The organism is Xylanibacter sp. (assembly GCF_057607445.1).
Genome location: NZ_DBLZAX010000005.1, coordinates 150,763 through 169,758, shown reverse-complemented (window position 1 = coordinate 169,758; position 18,996 = coordinate 150,763). Strand labels below are relative to the sequence as shown.

The 18,996-nt window shown below is 46.0% G+C and carries 15 protein-coding genes; 5 read left to right on the top strand and 10 right to left on the bottom strand.

Translation table 11 applies throughout. The features are described from left to right. Positions 1-68: 68 nt before the first annotated feature. The 5 genes from ACZMIG_RS05940 to ACZMIG_RS05920 all read left to right on the top strand — a co-directional run bounded on the left by ACZMIG_RS05940 (position 69) and on the right by ACZMIG_RS05920 (position 7,705). On the top strand, positions 69-962 hold the full coding sequence (locus ACZMIG_RS05940; protein WP_487889246.1) for a helix-turn-helix domain-containing protein: 894 nt from the start codon (positions 69-71) through the stop codon (positions 960-962). A 746-nt stretch (positions 963-1,708) separates the two neighbouring features. After that, positions 1,709-3,025, top strand: a complete 1,317-nt coding sequence (locus tag ACZMIG_RS05935) for a TolC family protein (RefSeq protein ID WP_487889245.1) — start codon at positions 1,709-1,711, stop codon at positions 3,023-3,025. A 2-nt stretch (positions 3,026-3,027) separates the two neighbouring features. Continuing rightward, complete coding sequence (locus ACZMIG_RS05930) at positions 3,028-4,062, top strand: HlyD family secretion protein (RefSeq protein WP_021853812.1); 1,035 nt, start codon at positions 3,028-3,030, stop codon at positions 4,060-4,062. A 2-nt stretch (positions 4,063-4,064) separates the two neighbouring features. Continuing rightward, positions 4,065-5,762 (top strand): hypothetical protein, encoded by a 1,698-nt coding sequence (locus ACZMIG_RS05925; RefSeq protein WP_487889244.1) that lies wholly within the window; start codon positions 4,065-4,067, stop codon positions 5,760-5,762. A gap of 269 nt (positions 5,763-6,031) precedes the next feature. Beyond that, complete coding sequence (locus tag ACZMIG_RS05920; protein WP_418874573.1) at positions 6,032-7,705, top strand: DUF2130 domain-containing protein; 1,674 nt, start codon at positions 6,032-6,034, stop codon at positions 7,703-7,705. A gap of 156 nt (positions 7,706-7,861) precedes the next feature. On the opposite strand, the gene ACZMIG_RS05915 is transcribed toward ACZMIG_RS05920, so the two are convergent. The 10 genes from ACZMIG_RS05915 to ACZMIG_RS05870 form a co-directional block, all read right to left on the bottom strand. Continuing rightward, on the bottom strand, positions 7,862-8,440 hold the full coding sequence (locus tag ACZMIG_RS05915; protein ID WP_487889243.1) for an NADAR family protein: 579 nt from the start codon (positions 8,438-8,440) through the stop codon (positions 7,862-7,864). Further along, a complete protein-coding gene (locus ACZMIG_RS05910) occupies positions 8,427-9,032 on the bottom strand; it encodes a hypothetical protein (protein ID WP_487889242.1) in 606 nt (201 codons plus the stop codon). The genes ACZMIG_RS05915 and ACZMIG_RS05910 overlap by 14 nt, the downstream gene beginning before the upstream one ends. Positions 9,033-9,287: 255 nt before the next feature. Then, on the bottom strand, positions 9,288-11,006 hold the full coding sequence (locus tag ACZMIG_RS05905) for an ATP-binding protein (RefSeq protein WP_053397867.1): 1,719 nt from the start codon (positions 11,004-11,006) through the stop codon (positions 9,288-9,290). 142 nt (positions 11,007-11,148) lie between these two features. Then, a complete protein-coding gene (locus tag ACZMIG_RS05900) occupies positions 11,149-11,841 on the bottom strand; it encodes a WG repeat-containing protein (RefSeq protein WP_487889241.1) in 693 nt (230 codons plus the stop codon). 90 nt (positions 11,842-11,931) lie between these two features. Continuing rightward, on the bottom strand, positions 11,932-12,393 hold the full coding sequence (locus ACZMIG_RS05895) for a SprT-like domain-containing protein (RefSeq protein ID WP_021853801.1): 462 nt from the start codon (positions 12,391-12,393) through the stop codon (positions 11,932-11,934). Between the two features lie 827 nt (positions 12,394-13,220). Continuing rightward, positions 13,221-14,459 (bottom strand): DUF418 domain-containing protein, encoded by a 1,239-nt coding sequence (locus ACZMIG_RS05890; RefSeq protein WP_487889240.1) that lies wholly within the window; start codon positions 14,457-14,459, stop codon positions 13,221-13,223. A gap of 362 nt (positions 14,460-14,821) precedes the next feature. Beyond that, the gene (locus ACZMIG_RS05885) at positions 14,822-15,724 is read right to left on the bottom strand and encodes an EamA family transporter (RefSeq protein ID WP_487889239.1); all 903 of its coding nucleotides are present in this window, start codon (positions 15,722-15,724) and stop codon (positions 14,822-14,824) included. Positions 15,725-15,829: 105 nt separating this feature from the next. Further along, positions 15,830-16,675, bottom strand: coding sequence for a DUF3737 family protein (locus tag ACZMIG_RS05880; RefSeq protein ID WP_302697973.1), 846 nt, complete (start codon positions 16,673-16,675; stop codon positions 15,830-15,832). Between the two features lie 373 nt (positions 16,676-17,048). Then, positions 17,049-17,456: a (deoxy)nucleoside triphosphate pyrophosphohydrolase gene (locus ACZMIG_RS05875; RefSeq protein ID WP_487889238.1), complete on the bottom strand. Its 408-nt coding sequence runs from the start codon at positions 17,454-17,456 to the stop codon at positions 17,049-17,051. A 47-nt stretch (positions 17,457-17,503) separates the two neighbouring features. Beyond that, positions 17,504-18,952, bottom strand: coding sequence for an MFS transporter (locus ACZMIG_RS05870; RefSeq protein ID WP_302434161.1), 1,449 nt, complete (start codon positions 18,950-18,952; stop codon positions 17,504-17,506). Positions 18,953-18,996 lie beyond the last annotated feature (44 nt).

Sequence of the window (18,996 nt, the reverse complement as noted above, 5' to 3'; positions counted from 1 at the left end):
ATTGAGATTGCAGAAAATCTCCCAAATATTCACTACCTTTGTATGCCAAAGACAATATTTGCGGAAAGATGTATAGCGTTCACGACACGTTTTTTGACGAGGTAAGGCATGAGGGATATGAAACCGTGATGCCATGCGATGAGGTTGCGGTGTTCAGCACTAAGGCCGGCATGGGCACGGAATATAAGGTTGCGCCCATGCTCAGCGACTCGTTCAGCATAATGCTGGTGAAGAGCGGAACGGTGAAGCTCTCGGTAAACTACAGCACGGAGACACTAAAAAAGAACTCTATGGCTTTTCTGACGCCAAACATGGTGGTGTCGCTGAGCGATGCCGACGACGACTTCATGATGGAAGGCGTGAGCTTTATGCCGGCATACTTTGACGACCTGTCGGCCTATGCGCCCGTGTATAACCAGATGATTTCGTTTGCCAACGAGAACGCGCTGCCGATAAGGAGTCTGAGCGAAAGCGAAATGGAATGTATGCAGACGATGCTAGGGCTTTATTCTGACATCAACACGGAGCAGTTGCACTACAACGGCCTGATGCTGCATCTGTCTAACCTGCTGCTGTTGCGCTTTGCCGAGATACTGAGGGCGGGATGCGCTGCAGATCCATCGAAGGTGCCGCACACCGTGGAGATTTACCGCGAGTTCAGAAAACTGCTAATCGGCAATTACCTTAAAGAGCACTACATATTGTTTTATTCGTCGCAGCTTAACGTGTCGTCAACCTACCTGTCACGCATAGTGCGCAAGGTGTCGGGACGATCGGTTAACGAGCACATAGCGCACATGCTGACAACCGAAGCGCGACGGCTGCTCGACTGCACCGACCTGCCCGTGAAACAGATAGCCTACAGACTGGGCTTCGCCGACCAGGCCTCGTTCGGCAAATTCTTCAGAAAACAGTTCGGCGTCTCGCCTACGGAATATAGAGGAGGCGCAGAACGTAAGTAAAAGTAATCAAGGAGTTATGGAGTAAAGAAGTTAAGGAGTTAAAGGAGTTAAGGAGTTAAGACAATAGCCAACGTAGTGCGTGTTTAAGTGAAGAATGAAGAGTGAAAAATCCAAATGCCTTGTAGCTTCTTCTCACACGCACTACGTTGGCTAATGTACCGGCGGATCTGCGCTCCGCCGGAATTAAATATAAGGATCTGTGATCCGATTACTTCATATTTTGTATTATTATGTAGTCTTATGCTAGCTTGGCATACACGTTTTTCACTTTTAATTTTTCATTTATATTTGCGCTTTTGCGCCTGCTATTCACTTAAACAAGCGGTACTTTAAGCGGATCAGAGATCCTTATATTTAATTCCAGCGGAGCGCAGATCCGCCGGCACATTAGTTTTGTTGATTATTGTCGCAAGCACTACGTTAGCATTTGGATTTTTCACTCTTCACTCTTCGTTCTTCACTTAAATATGCTCCTAGCCAACTTGTTGGCGATAACTCCTTTAACTCCAAATAACAATATACCCAACAAGACAATTGCAAAAATAATTAACAAATAACAGAATTATTAAGACATTATCATTAACATGGCATTGGGGCTTATGGTAAGAGAAATAACGCAGAAAGAACATGAAAAATGGACAAAATGAGGCTATTTGTTTCGTATATGACAAATTTAGGGCGGATATAGAATAGTCTTAATCAAAGTTAAATCCGTAATTTTGCACACCAAAAAAGCGACATAAAGTATGAGATTACGGAGATTAGCCGTGTTGTTATTATTTGCCGGCAACAGTGTTATGGCGTGCCTGGTGTCCGCTCAGAAACAGTTGAGGATGACAATTGACGAATTGTTTAGAAGAGTGGAACAATCGAATGTAGAAGTTAAAGCGGCACAAAAGGATGTGAACATTTCCAGACAACTAGAAAAGAACGCAAGGGCAAAGCGACTGCCCGACATCGGTCTGGAAGCAGGAGTAAACTATCTGGGGGATGCAACAATTCTGGAGCGTGACTTTTCGAACCCTACACGTTCGGCAATGCCCCATCTGGGCAACTTGCTTTCTCTTTCGCTCTATCAGCCTCTCTACTCCGGAGGTGAGATAACGGCAGGAATACAGAAGACGAGATATCAGACACAGATGGCATCTACCGACCTGAAGATTGTTACGGATAACATTAAAATGGAGGTGCTCGACTGCTATCTCAGTCTTCTGAAAAACCGCAACCTGCTGAGTGTGTACGACGAGAACATCAAGCTGACAAAACAACTGATTGAGGAGATGAAGGTGCGCTCTGAACAGGGGCTGGCACTGGCAAACGACGTTACGCGCTACGAACTGACCCTGTCGAACCTTACTTACGACAGAAGCACCGTGGCCAACGCCGTGGAGCATCTTAACTACAGTCTGCTGGTGTATCTCGGACTTGACGAAGGCACGATGATAGAGCCATGGCTCGGCACGGACGAGATGAATCTGCCCGACCTTGGAGCAAGCCACTGGAGACAGGAGGCCGAGATGTCGCCCAAGCTGAAACGGCTCGACCTGGCCTACTCGCAGGCAAAGACCGAAGAGAAGATTGTGCGCAGCCGCATGATGCCCATGATAGGACTGACGGCTGGCAACAGTCTCGAAGGGCCGATAACCAACTGCGCTCCCGTGAAGAACAACAACATTAACACATGGTGGGTGGGCGTGAAGCTGTCGATGAACCTGTCGGCCTTCTATAAAGACAACACCTCACTCAACGCCGCAAGGATGCAGACGGCAAAGCTGGTGGACAACCGCCAGGCTGAAAAGGAAACGATAGACCGAAAGGTGGACCAGATGTACAAATACTACACCGAGGCATGCCGTCAGGTGGAGACGCAGAAAAAGAACGTAGAACTGGCCAACGAGAACTACAGGATTGTGGAGCAGCGCTATTCGGCCGACCTGTCGCTGCTGACAGACATGCTCGACGCATCGACGTCAAAGCTCGACGCCGAGGTAAGACTGGTTAACGCACGCGTGAATGTGGTGTACTATTATTATCAACTAAAATATATTTCAGGAAACTTTTAAACATGAACCGCAAGACAAGACGAATGATCCAGAACATCGTGGTTCTGGCTGTGCTGGCAATAGGTATATGGTGGATATGTGTACAGTTTATAAAATTCAACGTTTCAACTTTCACTGACAATGCTCAGGTGCGCCGACACATCGTGCCGGTGAACGCACGCGTGCAGGGCTACATCAAGAAGGTGTGCGTTGAGGAATATTCCTTCGTGCATAAAGGCGACACGCTGGTGATACTCGAAGACAGAGAATACAGGCTGAAGCTGGCTGAGGCCGAAGCCGAACTGCAGAACGCCGTGTCGGGCAAGACGGTGATGAGCTCGGCGATAAGCACCACGGAAAGCAACATAGGCGTGAACGAGGCGTCGATACTGGGCACAAAGGCCGAACTGGAAAACGCCGAACGCGACCTGCAACGCTACTCGGTGCTGCTGAAAAACAAGGCCGTTACGCAGAAACAGTATGACGACGTGAAGACAAGATATGAAAGCACAAAGGCCGAATATGACATGCTGTGCAGGCAGAAACGCTCAACGTCGCTGACCAAGAACGAACAGACAAAGAAGCTGGGACAGCAGGACGCAAGCATAAAACTGGCCAAGGCGCGCAAGGACTATGCCGCACTGGACGTGTCGTACACCGTGATAACCGCACCTGCAGACGGATACACATCGAAGATAACGCTGCAGGAGGGACAGCTCGTGCAGCCCGGACAGACGCTGATGTCGGTGGTTGACGAAAACGATGTGTGGGTTGTGGCCAACTATAAGGAGACACAGACGGCAAAGATGAAGCCAGGCGACCGCGTGAGGATAACCGTAGACGCCATACCGGGCATTGAATATGTGGGCGTGATAGAGGCCATGTCGAACGCCACGGGGGCACAATACTCCATAGTGCCACAGGACAACGCCACAGGCAACTTTGTGAAGGTGGAACAGAGGCTGCCGGTGAAGATACGCTTCACGAAGGAGAACAGCAAAGAGAACATAAGGCGGCTGCGTGCCGGCCTGAACGTTGAATGTGAAATGATCGACTGATAATGGCCAAGCTATATCATACGACAAACACCGTGATACGCACGCGGCAGCTCCTGATGTATAAAGACTGGGTGCCGCCACGGCTGCGCTTCTGGCTGTATATGGCGTTCGGCTTCCTGTATCAGTATGTGGGAAGCATCAACACGTCATACTCAAACCAGATTGTAAGCGAGATAGCACTGCTCAACGAGGACATACAGATGGCAGGCTACTGCACCCTGGGCGGCATAACGGTGTGCTTCCCGGTGATGTACAGGCTGAAATTCTATATGTACACGCGGCAGCTGTTTTTCGTTTCTGCCATCGGAATAATAATATGCAACGCCTTTACCATGTCGGTAACCGAGCCGTGGATGATATGGGGACTGGCCTTCATTGCGGGCTTCTGCAAGATGCTGGGCATGTTTGGCTGCACGAGCGTGTTCCGTCTATGCGTAACGCCGTCGCGCAACTATGCCGTGTTCTTCCCTGTTGTCTACATCATGGTGTGCGGCGGAACATATCTTTCAGGCTTAACGACGGCGTATCTTACATACTACGGCAACTGGAGACTGATGAACCTGTTTGTCATAGCGCTGATGATGATTCATTGCGGCATAGTATATTTCATGATGAAACCCGACCATCGTCCGGGTCCGTTTCTGTCGCTGAAGGGTGTCGACTTCATAGGCCTTTTCCTCTGGAGCGCGTTCCTGATATCAGGCATGTGGCTGTTCACCTATGGCGAGCATTACGACTGGTGGATGAGCAGCACTATATGGCAGGCCACGGGCATAACGCTGGCGTTTTTTGCCGCAGCACTGTGCCGGTCGAAGTTTCACGAGAAGCCGTATCTGCCGCTGTCTATATTCAAGTTCAGGTCAGTGCAGCATCTCATGCTGCTTCTGCTCGGCGTTGGCATTCTTCAGGCTGCGCCCAAGCTGTTGCAGTCGATATATCTGTCATCTGTGCTGAAATACGACTCGCTCAACACGATATCGCTCAACTGGCCCATACTCTACGGCGTGGTGGTAGGCTCGCTGCTGGCCTTTGCCACATTCGTAAAGTGGCACTGGGGATTCAAGAAATACTTTATTGTGGCGCTTATGCTGCTCACCTTTTACGAAGTGTCGATGTATTTTCTCATCGACGGCGACACCAACAGAGAGGCTTTCTTCATCCCGCTGTTTGCCTTTGGCGTGTCTGAGGTGATGATAGGCTCGGCGTCTAACGTATATCTGTCGCAGTCGCTCCCCTTCTCTCACTTTTTCTTCGGGCTCAACTCCATAGGCTATATACGCTGTGGCATAGGAACGGCCTTAGGTTCGGCCACGGTGCAGCGCCTATACAACTGGTCGATATCAAAGAACAGCCTTAACGCGGCCGACAACATGGACGGAACGGTGATGCCGTTCGACCTGCCGTCGTGGAGCGACACGATGGCTGTGATATCCAAGCAGGCCGTGATGATATCCATAAAAGAGTGCTACGGCTACATGACGGCCATAGGCATACTGATGATGATGCTCATCATTATTCACCACTACCGCCTGCCCGTAATCCGCCTGCTGCCCAGAATGGCAGCCATACGCCAATGGATGAACACCGAGAAGACCAACGACCCGAAGGGCTCCGTTATTCCGAACAAAGCGGAAGAGGACGACAAGGATGAAGAAGATGACGCTGACTGTCTGGAAGATAAAAAAGAAAAGGAGAAATGACGGAAGACAGACACCCCGAAAAACTTCACCTTTCGCCAGCTCCTCGGAATGAAGAGCAAATAGAAGGCTAAAACACTAAGACGGCATAAAAGTTGTAAAATTTTGAACAGTTAAGTATGTTTTATATATATTACTGTTCAAAATTTTACAACTTTTCTTTTTCTCACCTTTACATAAGCCTCAGGCACCAACCTCACATATAACATGGTTTGCTTGCATTTCTCGCGTTTTATCCGTAAATTTGTACGTAAATATAAAAACTCGATGATATGAAAGAAATAAGATGTCCTAAATGTCAGAGCGTGTTTCAGGTAGACGAGGCCGACTATGCTTCTATCGTCAGTCAGGTTAAGAACGCCGAGTTTAACGACGAACTCAACCGCAGACTTGAAGAGGTGAGGAAACAATATGCGGCAGAACTGAAGGCCGACGTGATGAAGTCGGAACAGACGTTCGGACAGCAGCTGTCGGCAAAGGACCTTGAAATAGGAGAAAAGAATACTGAGATAGAACGGCTGAAGGCTCAGATAGACAGCATGGCGCAGGCGAAGGCGCTTGAACTGGCTGAAGAGATGAGCAAGAAAGACCAGGAAATATCGGAACTGAAAGCTAAGATTGAGAGCACAGCACAGGCTAAGGCTCTCGAACTGGCCGGGGAGATGAACAAAAAGGACCAGGAGATATCCGAGCTGAAGGCTAAGATTGAGAGCACGGCACAGGCCAAGGCACTCGAACTGGCCGGAGAGATGAACAAGAAAGACCAGGAGATATCTGAGCTGAAGGCAAAGATTGAGAGCACGGCACAGGCCAAGGCACTCGAACTGGCCGGAGAAATGAACAAAAAGAATCAGGAGATATCCGAACTGAAGGCTAAGATTGAGAGCATGGTGCAGACTAATGCGCTCGAGCTGGCCGGTGAGTTGGCAAAGAAGGACAAGGAGATTTCGGAACTGAAATCCACCATTTCGCAGAGTAAGGATGCCTGTCAGATAGCCGTGCTTGAGGAACAACGCAAGGCGCAGGACGCTCTGAAGGAGAAAGAAAACAAGATTGTTGAGCTTACGGGCATGGTGAACCAGCAGAAGAATGAGGCCGCATTGCGTGAGAACAGCATAAAGGAAACTTACGAGATACAGCTGAAAAAGAAGCAGGAAGAGGTTGACTACTATAAAGACCTGAAGACAAGGATGTCGACAAAGATGGTCGGCGAGACGCTCGAAATACACTGCAGCACGGAGTTCAACCGCATGCGCCCGCTATTCCCCAACGCCTACTTTGAGAAAGACAACGACGCATCGGGCGGCAGCAAGGGCGACTTCATCTTCCGCGACTATGAAGACGGCTTTGAATATATCTCCATTATGTTCGAGATGAAGAACGAAATGGATCAGACTGCGACGAAGCACAAGAACGAGGACTTCCTGAAGAAACTCGACGACGACCGCAAAGCAAAGAAATGCGAATTTGCCGTACTTGTGTCGCTGCTCGAACCTGAAAGTGAGCTTTACAACACGGGCATCGTTGACATGTCGCACCGCTATCCGAAGATGTACGTCATCCGTCCGCAGTTCTTCCTCCCGCTGATAACGCTACTTGTGCAGACGTCAAAGAAGAGCATAGAGTATCAGCGCCAGCTTGCTATTGCGCGCAGCCAGTCGGTAGACGTAACCAACTTTGAGAGCCGCCTCAACGACTTCAAGGAGAAGTTTGCCAACAACTACCGCCTTGCGAGCGAGAAGTTCAAGACAGCAATCGACGAGATAGACAAGTCGATAACTCACCTGCAAAAGATAAAAGAGGCCCTCGTAGGCTCCGAGCGCAACCTCCGCCTTGCCAACGACAAGGCAGACAGCCTGACAATAAAGAAACTTACATACAACAACCCGACTATGAAAGAGAAATTTAAGGAAGCACGGGCTGTTGAGGAGGATGAGGACGAATAATACTCCTGAGTGACACACGTCAGGCAAAAAAACAATAAGCCCCGAAACATCATTGTCACGACTTTTTATGTGCTCAAATAATGATGTTTCGGGGCTTATTATTATATCTAATACAGCCACCTAAAAAGCAGTTTAATATAAAAATATCCACACTATTTATTTCAGCAAATTTACAAAATCCAATGCGTCATCAGGCAAACTATAAGTCAACTTACAATTGTCTCTTAACTCCATAAGCAGACGTCCCTGAAGATTTGGACCGACATATTTGTCATCAACCAATTTTACGCCCCAAGTATCTGCATACTTTTTACGGAACGTTGTCTGATCCTCAACTATATATCTGTTGCCGGTATCTTTAAGTTTTTCCCTGAAATCTGCATTTTGATCATACTTACATTGAAGACAGAACTTTATTGCGTCAACAATCATCTGTCCCCAATCGCTGCGCCTGTAAGTTCTCTCCCATTTCTTTGCTTTCATCTTCGGATTGCCGGCACCATATATATCTAACAAAACATCCTTATCCTTAAACTTCATCATCTGGAAGAGCTGCTCAGCAGACTTAAACTCAACACCGTTAACTACTATTGGAGTCCGTCCGAAGTTACTTAATATGCCCCACACTTCTTTAACTTTATGTATGGTTACACATTGCTCTTTCGGATAATCTTTGATAGAATAATACTGTGGATAGTATTTTTCTATGAATGGCGCTATGCTATAAAAACTCATATCTGCTATACTTCGTTTTTAATTGAAAAACCGGGACGACAGAGTCTTGTATAAGATGTTTACTTGCATCCAGACAAACCCGGTCAATCCTTATTATCTCTATTTTGTTGACATTAAAAATCGCACGATTTGTACCAAGAGAAGGATTTCGCCACGAATATGGCCACACAATACAGTCGACACCGATTTTGTTATCCAAAAACTCGGCAGCGGCTTTCTCTCCGATAAAGTCATCATTCCCAGTAAGTGTGTTTGCCAGATATTTACGGAATAATTTCCCGTCAGCCTTAACCTTATCAGGAATTTTCTCACCAAGCACATTTTCTGTACGCATAACAATCTTAGCATTAACAGGCTGCTTAAACATTATGTAATTATCATCCGTCAATGAAGGCACTGCCACGGTATAGACAAAGTTTTCACCTTCTGACTGTGCTTTTTGACCTGAATAATGGGCAGCAGAACTATATTTTGAAGTGACATACACACCATAACCGAACTTAATCTTTCCGCTTCCCTCCAAGACATGCTTCAAGTCAAACTCAGTAAAATAGTTATGTGAGCCATGATACATAATATCTGTGTTTTGCATATTATTTTTTCCAGCCAATTTCAATTCATAAATATTAATTAGAAGCAAATATATAAATTTTTCAGACAATATAAAAACAGTCTATCTGAATGTTGGATATTTTAAATCCCAGAACTTTCATATGTTGTCCTCATGACGCACCACAATACGCCATGAGGAAACAAGCAACAACAATAATAACCGGCAGAAGCAACATATAAATAAAGAACAAAAAACATTGTTGCTTACCAACCGGTTATGACACGAAGCAAAAAGCTAAAATCCTATTCTTACCTTATTTGATTTTCCTATAACCTCGTTTTTACAATATTCCTCAATCTTAGCAAGATTGACATTATCTTCGCCATACAGGATTGAATCGACTACAGCTTTACGCGCCACATTTTCGATCTGACCTCCAGAGAACTGATACTTACCTGCAAGAAACGCAGCAGAACTGTCATCAATAGTTGTCATTATAGTCTGCCATAATTTCTTTCTGGCCTTTTCTGTTGGCTTTGTAAACTCTATTTTATACAAGAAACGTCGTTCAAAAGCCTTGTCGAAATTTTTAACAAGGTTAGTAGTAGCAATGAGTATGCCGTCGAAATTCTCCATTTCCTGAAGTATGATGTTCTGAATAGAATTTTCCATTTTGTCAACAGAGTTTTTTGCATTGTCAATTCGAGAACTGATAATGGCATCTGCTTCGTTGAAAAGCAAAATCGGAATACGCTCAGAACGTTTGCACATCTCTTTGTAATTGTCAAAAACAGCCTTTATGTTTTTTTCACTTTGCCCAACCCACATAGAACGCATCCGTGAGATATTAATCTGCATAATCTCTCTCCCGGTACATCTGGCTATCTGCTTAACGGCTTCAGTCTTTCCGGTTCCCGGCGCACCATAGAAAAGTATAGAAAATCCTCTGCTCATATTCTTCTCCTCAAGCCTTTGGCGAACAGTATTCAGATTCTTATCACTAAGCAGTCCGCACAGTCTGTCATATTGCTCAGAGACGGTATTATCGAATATCATCTGCTTTTCATTAATCGCGTCAGGCTTCAATATGTCCGTATGTTCGTCATTCACCTCGTCATAACATGCAATCTTTACGTTGTCAAGAAGAATTTTACGTGCCTTGTCGGTAAGCATGAACGTTCCGCGGTCTTTAAAGCCATTGCTCATTGAAAAATCTATCAGTCCAAGCTTCATCAGTTCATGACTTCCATTCTGCAATGCCCTTAACTGACGGGCGCGTACAGACTCCTCGTCAAACAAATAAATAAAATTATCCAGCGCAACATTTTTTATGTTGCTGTTCATAAGACATCTTCCCATCTGTGACAACAAGAGGACAGATTCATCCTCCAAGATTAGCTTACGGAGACCATCGACAAAACATATTTCTTTATTTTCATCATACAACTCGTTTATTTCAACAACAAGTTCTTCCGTGTCAATTTCTTCCATCTTGCGTAAACTGAGCAAATTATATACAAACGAAAACAGTTCATACAAATCAGAAGCCTTACGCGGTTTACATACATACGGCTCATTTGCCACCAAAGCGTCCATCACGCCGTCGTTTATCTTATAACCGTCAAACGGGCCATGTGCGCCGGATTTACGCAAGATACGTTTTTTCTCCAGTTCGTCAATCTCCTTCTGATAGCACAATATCTTCAGATTTTTACATTTAAGTTCACTTGCGATATCGGCAAGAGTTATGCACGGATCATTGCTGAAGTTAATATAAAGAGCCATTAGCACAGTCTGCATACTGTTTAGTTTCTGACGTTCGGCAACATATTGAATATACCTTTGTGCTCTCTTTATTGACGCCGCACTTAACGACTCACCTGCAACAATCTCCAATATTCTTTCAAGACAATTCATCATTGTCATATCTTTCTTTGGTATCGGCTTCAAGCGGGTTGACTTACCCTTGCTCTTTGATGCTAATTCGGTTTCTGAATTGTATGTATGTCTCATTTTCTCAATATTTTTCGTTTGTAAATAGTACCTGTATGTTTTTGCTGAAGAAGACACGAGAACATATCTTGACGAGAAAAGATATGTAGATATAACGCCTTCGCACCAATGTATGCGAAAACGTTATATCTTAATTTAATCTTTATACGGGATCACTCTGAACACCGAGCAATAAGTGTTCGCTGTCTTCTGCGTCATCGTAGACATTACCTTCCGTGTCTATATAGAATGTCTTTCCGTCACGGATAAATTTAATCGGCTCATCTATGTCGTCATGCTTTATGTCATCATATTCAAGACTTACATATACATCATTCTCAAAGGCATAAAGTCCTTTCTTATCATCTTTTCTAAACACAGCAAACTGATCTTCAAGTATCTGAATGTCATCATGCTCAACAGGGGCCACAATCCGTCCGTCGGAATTTATCAAGCCCCAATAGTCGTCAGCCATTACAATAAAGCAGCCATAATATATCAACGGCGCAATCTCATGATACTCGCATGGAGCAAGCATTTCTCCGGAGCCGTCAGATTTTACCATTCCGAAGTTGCCATGATTAATAACAATATAAGGCATATTTTTCACGAAATAGCAATATGTGAATGCTATTTTGTCAAACTTAGCCGGAACAAGAATTTCTCCCAATACATTTTTTACTCCTGCCTTACCATCCTCATAGAAGATAACATCTGACCAGTCGAAACCGTTTTTGTATTTTTCTGCTTCAGCCAGTGCTTCGTCTCTCAATTTCTCGTCTGTCAGTTTATCAGCCTTAGCCAGCATGTTGTTATACACGCTCAGAATCTCCGATGTCGCTTTAATATTTTTCATAACTTTTCGTTTTTATAGTTAATAATAATTTATAATCAATTTGTTTATTCTTTGTGTATGCCATTCTGTCATAACCTGATGATTACAACGTCATGCTTTCCGTTTTGAGAATAGTCTGGAAAAGAAAGATTCTTTCTGAATCATTTCCATGTTTGAGGTATCAGTATACTTATCTATATTCAGTCCATAAACAACATTCATGTATTTTGCAATAGTCCTGAATTCCTTACCATGACTCCACGTCGGGTTTACATTATTATAGTATAAGAAATAATGTATCATCTCGTGGGTCATTAGCGTCCGTAGTTGAGCATCTGTATATTTATACCTGTCGCTTATCATGATACAGGCAGATAGAATTACGTCATTATAATAGTCACATGTAAAAGAACCTACAGGATCTTTCTTATGCATAAAATCCAGCTGAGGACACGGCAAAGTTCCACCGAAGAATCTGAAATTACATTCATCATACATGTCATACAGGTCAGGCAATGTCAGCACCTTTGCTGTTGCAGCCTTTGTCTTTGTAGTTTTTTGTCTATGTTTCATTGGCAATGCTTTTTAAGTTAAACATATTTATGTCAAAATAGGGGTGTTTCAAGTTTCAGTTTTTATTGTCGGATCTTTGTTGGCACCATTTTCATCACCAGCAAAAAGTAAGCCAATAGTTTCTCATACTTGATTTTTGTGCTACCACAGACAACGTCCCTTAGAAATTATCTGCTTTTTCATTCTTTAATGCATATCCTGAGGTCCAAATGTCATCTGGTTTCCTATAGCATCCTATCGAAACATTTTCTCGTTTATTTTGTAAATATTGTTCCGACATATCTTGTTCGTTTTGTTTTCATATTGCAAATTATACGGCAGTTATTTTTACTATCCAAAATAGGCTTAATAAATTTAACAACATTTTAAGATTTCTCAGCCAAATTAAAATATGTTTACCATTTTCCAACTTATTATATGGAATATCTGTCCCATATCATTTTTCTCGTTTTTCATGCAAATGTGGTGTACTAAATAAGTTGTCAATCTTCTCCAATAAAAGTATGTCCAGTACACTGCTATTGACTAAAATTAGTGGCCCGGTAACGAATAAAAAACGGGCCACTTTCGGTTAAAAAGTGGCCCACTTACGATGCGTAAACGATAGGTTAATGATTTAAAACCTAAACACTATCATTTGCTTACACATTTGCTTGCAAAAAACATTTTTCCTGCTTATCTTTTAACCATAAGCGCATGTTTTCCTTTCAATTTTCAGCATTTAAAATCTTATATGCTAAAAACGGTGCAGACATTATACGCCTAAAGCAGCAAAACAGACATATAACATTTTACATTTTTATTAAAGCTACGACAATCAACCTTCCCTACCCTCTCTGTTTCTGTTTGAACAACTGAAGAGGTTTGCCGTAGTTGAGCATGCGCCAAATCCACTCTAAGGGGCCGAAAAGACAGTAATGGAGCCACAGACGGCTTAGCAACATCTGAAGGACAAACACGCCGAGGGCTATAATCTCTGTAAGCGAAAGGCCTACACCGGCACCAAGGCCGAAGCCTATGCCGTAGAAAAGGAACATGCCTGCTATAGACTGACAGATGTAATTGGTCAAAGCCATGCGGCCGGGAGCAGCAAGGGCGCGCCATACCGCCGAACGGCTGCTGCGAAGATAATGCAGGCAGAGGGACGACATATAGGCGAAGCCGAGCGGATAGACGCTGACGGCGTAAAGCAATGAGTGGGCAGCGTTGCCAAAAGGATGACCGCCAACGGCGCTCCATGCATAGACAACAGACAAAGGAATACCGACACTGAAGCCAATAACCGACACGCGGCGCAGCAAGTGCCTGTGGGCAGAAAGGTCGGCGTATATCTTCTGACGCCCGATGTAATAGCCTATCAGAAACAGGCCAAGGACCTTAAAGTAGCGGTTGCCGTCGACAAACTCCTGCACTCTCACCAACGCTCCCTGAATAAGAAACTGGAACACCTGAGCATAACTGTCAGCATCGCGCAGCCAATAGCCGAAGTTTTCTTCTGTTATGCCGTACTTGCGGCAGTAATGCCATTGAGCCTCAACGGCAGGAGCCGAGAGACTTATGCCGGAAATCTGTGTCAGTGTGTCGACAGCCACGGGCAGCAAAAAGAAGAAGGCTGCCCACGAAAGCATCTTCCGGTTGCTCACGTTTCTGAACAACGGCAGCACCATTCCCATAAGGGCATAAAGCATTAGTATGTCGCCGCTCCAGATGAACATAAGATGCAGGAATCCTATAGCAAGCAACACGGCCATGCGTCTGTAGAACAGTCTGAAAGCTCCGTTGCCTTTCTGTTCGGCATGACTTATTATTATCGAGAAGCCCATGCCGAAGAGCAGCGAGAACAGGGTGTAAAACTTACCGTCGATGAACACATACTGCAAGAATCGCACTATCCTATCTACACCGGCTGAAGGCATTGACGCGGCAACGTCGGCCGGCTGAAACGTATAGAGCGAAAACTCGGGATAGTTGGCAAGGCAGATGCCAAGCAAGGCGAAGCCTCTAAGTGCGTCGAGAATGACATAGCGTTCCGACGGCTTTACTGGGGAATAGTTGGTTTTGGACATGGATATATTTTTTAGGAGTTAAGGAGTTATGAAGTTAAGGAGAAGTTCCTTGAGCATAGCGAAAAAAGACGTATGCCTTGAGGGGTATTGTCATTTGGAGTTAAAGTAGTTAAAGGAGTTATCGCCAACAAGTTGGCTAGGAGTTAGAGCCATATGCTTTGTGAATCCTTATCCAAAGATAGACACAAGACATTTGGATTTTTCACTCTTCACTTTCGTAAGGCGCGGTTTAATTTTTACTTTTTACTTTTTAATTACGCATCGCGCTCCCCGTCTGCTCTTCACATTCACAAGGCAAATCATAATTAGCTAACGCTGAACTTTGTTTCTCCATTCTCAACTCTCCATTCTCAATTATCAATTTACTTTCTGTTCACCATCTTCACGCTTATCAGTATCACGGCAAGACCGGCGAGCTGTATCAGCGTTACGTCCTCATGACCAAGGCCGGCACCGATGACTACAGCAACAACGGGATTGACGTAAGCATGAGTGGCAACTTCGGTGGCAGGACGCACACGAAGCAGCCAGATGTATGCCGTGTATGCCATCATTGAACCGAATACTATAAGATATGCCAACGAAAGCCATGAAACGGCTGATACTGCGGAGAGCTGCAAACTGCTGAAATCGCCCGACAATCCTGCGCACAAGGCAAACACGACGCCCGCACCAAGCATCTGCCAAGCCGACGACGACAGTCCGCCGTCATCATTGTCGCGGATGTGATATTTTGAATACAGCGTACCGCATGCCCACGATATGCATCCGCCTATAAGCAGAAGCACACCATACTCATAATGACTGCCGCCGGGACGCTGCATGTTGAGCTGTTCGAGATAGAGCATGGCCACACCAAGAAAGCCAAGCACGATGCCTGCCACGGTGGAGACACTTCTGAAATTGCGACGCCACTGCGGAACATCGAGCAGCATTATCCACAAAGCCGTAGACGAAGCCATTATTGCGACAAGACTGCTGCTGACATAGCGCTGGGCAAACATGATGACGCCCTGATCGACAAACAAAAGAATGATGCCGCACACGGCCGACTTAAAGATAAGTCCACGACGCAACAGCCGCTCGCCACGCAACCGGCATACAGCAAGCAAGGCCAGACCAGCCACGGCGAAGCGCACCGTGCCGAGCACGAAGGGCGGAAAGTCGTGAAGACAAACCCCGATGAAATAATATGTGGAGCCCCATACAACGTATATGAGGAAATAAGCTGCAGCTACCGCAAGGCGGCCGGGTGGCTGTGGCATAGGCAGTTTGTTTGGTAAATAGTAATAATTGTCAGACCGAAAGCAGCGCGCCAGCCCTTTGGCTGGCACGTTGCCCTATATACGTCAGCACCATAAGCAATGATATCAGCCTCTGGTCTTTATCTCGCAGTTGGCTGGTGCCTTGATGTTCTCGTCGATAGTTACCGAACCTATTGAGTCGGCCACAATAATGCCCGATGTCGGATTCTTGATGTTGGTGATGGCTCCGCGGATGTCGGCGTTGAGCGTTGAATACTCGAAGGCCCTGTCGCACTCACTGTCGAACGTGCAGTTTTCCAACACCAGGTCGTGAGCATAGCACAGCGGCTGCTCGCCTGAGATATGGCAGTTTACAAGACGCAGGTTGCGCGAGTGCCATCCAAGATACTCGCCGTTAAGCTCTGAGTCGTAGATAGTAACGTTCTCCACCTCCCAGAAGGCATCCTTCGTGGTTATCTTGGCGTTGTGTATCTCTACGTTCTTTACATACTGGAACACGTATTTGCTGTCGCTCTCAAAGCCGTCTATACGTATGTCGTTGCTGAACATGAAAGGATAAGTGCCGCCGTGCAGCTTCAGGTTCTTCACGTTGATGCGGTTGCAGCGCCAGAATATCTCGTCGGCGTCGTTTATCTCAACGTTCTCGATGTCGATGTCGTTCATCTCGCGGAACATCTTAGGCGCGTCTATCACGGTGTTCTTCATCGTCAGATGGTCTGAATACCACAATGCAGAACGTCCGCCTACGGCAAAATAGCAGTTGTCTATCGTGAATCCGTGGACATGCCAGAACGGATAGTTACCTTCAAAGCGGCAGTTGGTGGCCACAATGTTGCTGCATTCCTTTATGGCCGACTCGCCTTCGCGTATGGTTACGTTGTTGATGTGCAGGTCGTGCGACGCGAACAACGGGCGTTCGCCGCCAAATTCGGTGTTCTCAATCAGTTTCATAATATGTAATCTTTTATAATTTATTTTTTCGTTGTCAGTAGAGCTGCGGAGCATTTCTTGCGCATCCGCCTTTAACAGACTATCGTCAGCAACGATATTTCTGTTGTTTTTTCTTTTGCAAAAATACGTATAATCAGATAAAAAAGCTGTATCTAATTTACTGATTAGATGAAACAATTCACAGAAAATATGATTTGCTCAAATTAATTAACCGCCAATATAGGACTTTTCGGCACAAAATGATGACACAGAAACATTGGGCGGAGCTACCTGATTACCCCGAAACAACAGTTTATACTTACACCTGAAAGCAGCAGAATAAAACAAAAAAGGTTGGCATCAACGGCAAAACGGCCTAAAGGACCAATGGTTTTCAGCGCAAATCTGACTCTTCAATACATCTAACCACCGCAAGATCAGCCTCTGCCCAGTCGACTGAGCGCAGCTCTTTAGCGCCGAGCCACACATAGTCTACATGCTCCGAGAGAACGAACCCGTCTGACAGCGGCTCGCAGAGATATGCGTTGAGCGTTATCGAAAAGTCGGGATAATCATGACGGGCAGCCACAAGCAGGCAGCCTACAGATATGTCATAATCAAGTTCCTCGGCAAGTTCGCGTCTCAAAGCCTCCTGAGGCGTTTCGCCGGGCTCAATCTTTCCGCCCGGGAACTCGTATTTGTAGCTTGTATAACTGTATTTTGTGCGGCCCTTTTTCACGCAGAAATATTTTCCGTCCTTGCGTATTACAGCTGCCACCACATTATAATGTTTAGCGTTCATATTCAGCCTTTCTCCTTTTCTTGTTTCTTATATACTGCCGCAAACGGTCATTCGCCCTGCCCTTCTGCCGCTTTGCGTCTCTTTGCCAGTTCGGCCTGCATCTTCTCGTTGAAACGCTTTGTTATGGGATAAAACACGACCGACGCCAAAGCTATGCCGAACACCACTGCCGGCACTATGCTCGACACGAGGCGTATACCCTCAACAGCCCCGCTGCTCTGCATGGCTGTGCCGCCCGACACGTATCCGAATGCCGACAGCAGTATGCCAGACAAGGCTCCGCCGAAGCCGAGCCCCATCTTCAGTGCAAACATTATGCCCGAGAAGCAGAAGCCTGTTGCGCGCCGGCGGTTGAGATATTCCATATAGTCGGCCACATCTGCCACCATTGCCCACATAAGAGGTATCGTCGGGGCATAGGCCAAACTCTTCAATACGCACAGCAGATATACAAGCACAACATCGTCGGGCGAAGGCAGATAGAACAGAGCCTGAAACAATACGGTGAGCGACAGGCACACTATATATACGGTCTTCTTGCCCAACTTGCCGGCAAGCCATCCCGAAAGGAACACCACGCCTACAAACTGCATTATGGCGTTGAGTATGTTAAACAGCGAGAAGCCTGCCGAATAAGCCTCACGCTCGGTGCCGGCAAGTCCGAAGTTATGCAAAAACTCATAAAGCGAGCGCTGGTCGAGATAGCTTTGGAAATAGAAGTTCATCGACGAGCCGAACATCGCCAGTGAGGTATATACGGCAAGACACAGCACAAACATTACGCGCCACGACACGTTGCCGAAGGTTTCCTTTACGTCTTCCTTAACGCTTGCCTTCTGTTGCGGCGGCTGGGCTATGCGCTCTCTGGTGGTGAAAAATGTTATGAGCAGACAGATAAAGGCGATGAAGGCAAACAGCAGAATGGTGCGGCTCCATCCACGACTCGCATCCGACCCGCCAAGGCGGTCAATCAGCGGCAGCGTAAAGCCCTGCACGGCAAACTGGGCTATGGTGCTTGCCACAAACCTCACCGTGTTGATGCTTGTGCGCTCCTTTATGTTGGCCGTCATCACTCCGCCGAGCGAGGCGTAAGGCGTGTTGTTGAACGAATACATCATCAGCAGAAGCACATACGACACGGCGGCATAAACGGCCAGCAGCGTCTTGTCCTGTATGTCGGGCCTGTGGAAGGCAAGGATGTAGAACAGGCAGAACGGCAGGGCCGATGCCAGTATCCACGGACGATATTTGCCCCAACGCGTGCTGGTGCGGTCGGTAAGTATGCCCACTATCGGGTCGGCAAATGCACTCACCATAGGCGCCACAAGCAGCACCGAGCCAGCAATGGCTCCGTTGAGTCCGAACACGTCGGTGTAGAACTTCAGCTGATATATCATTATCATCTGAAACACCAGATTGGCAGCCAGGTCGCCCAATGAATAGCCTACCTTCTCGCCGAAAGAAATCTTACCGTTATATGAATTATCTGCTGACATTGTTCTTATCTAGCTTTTCGTTTACATGGCGTATACCTCTGCCA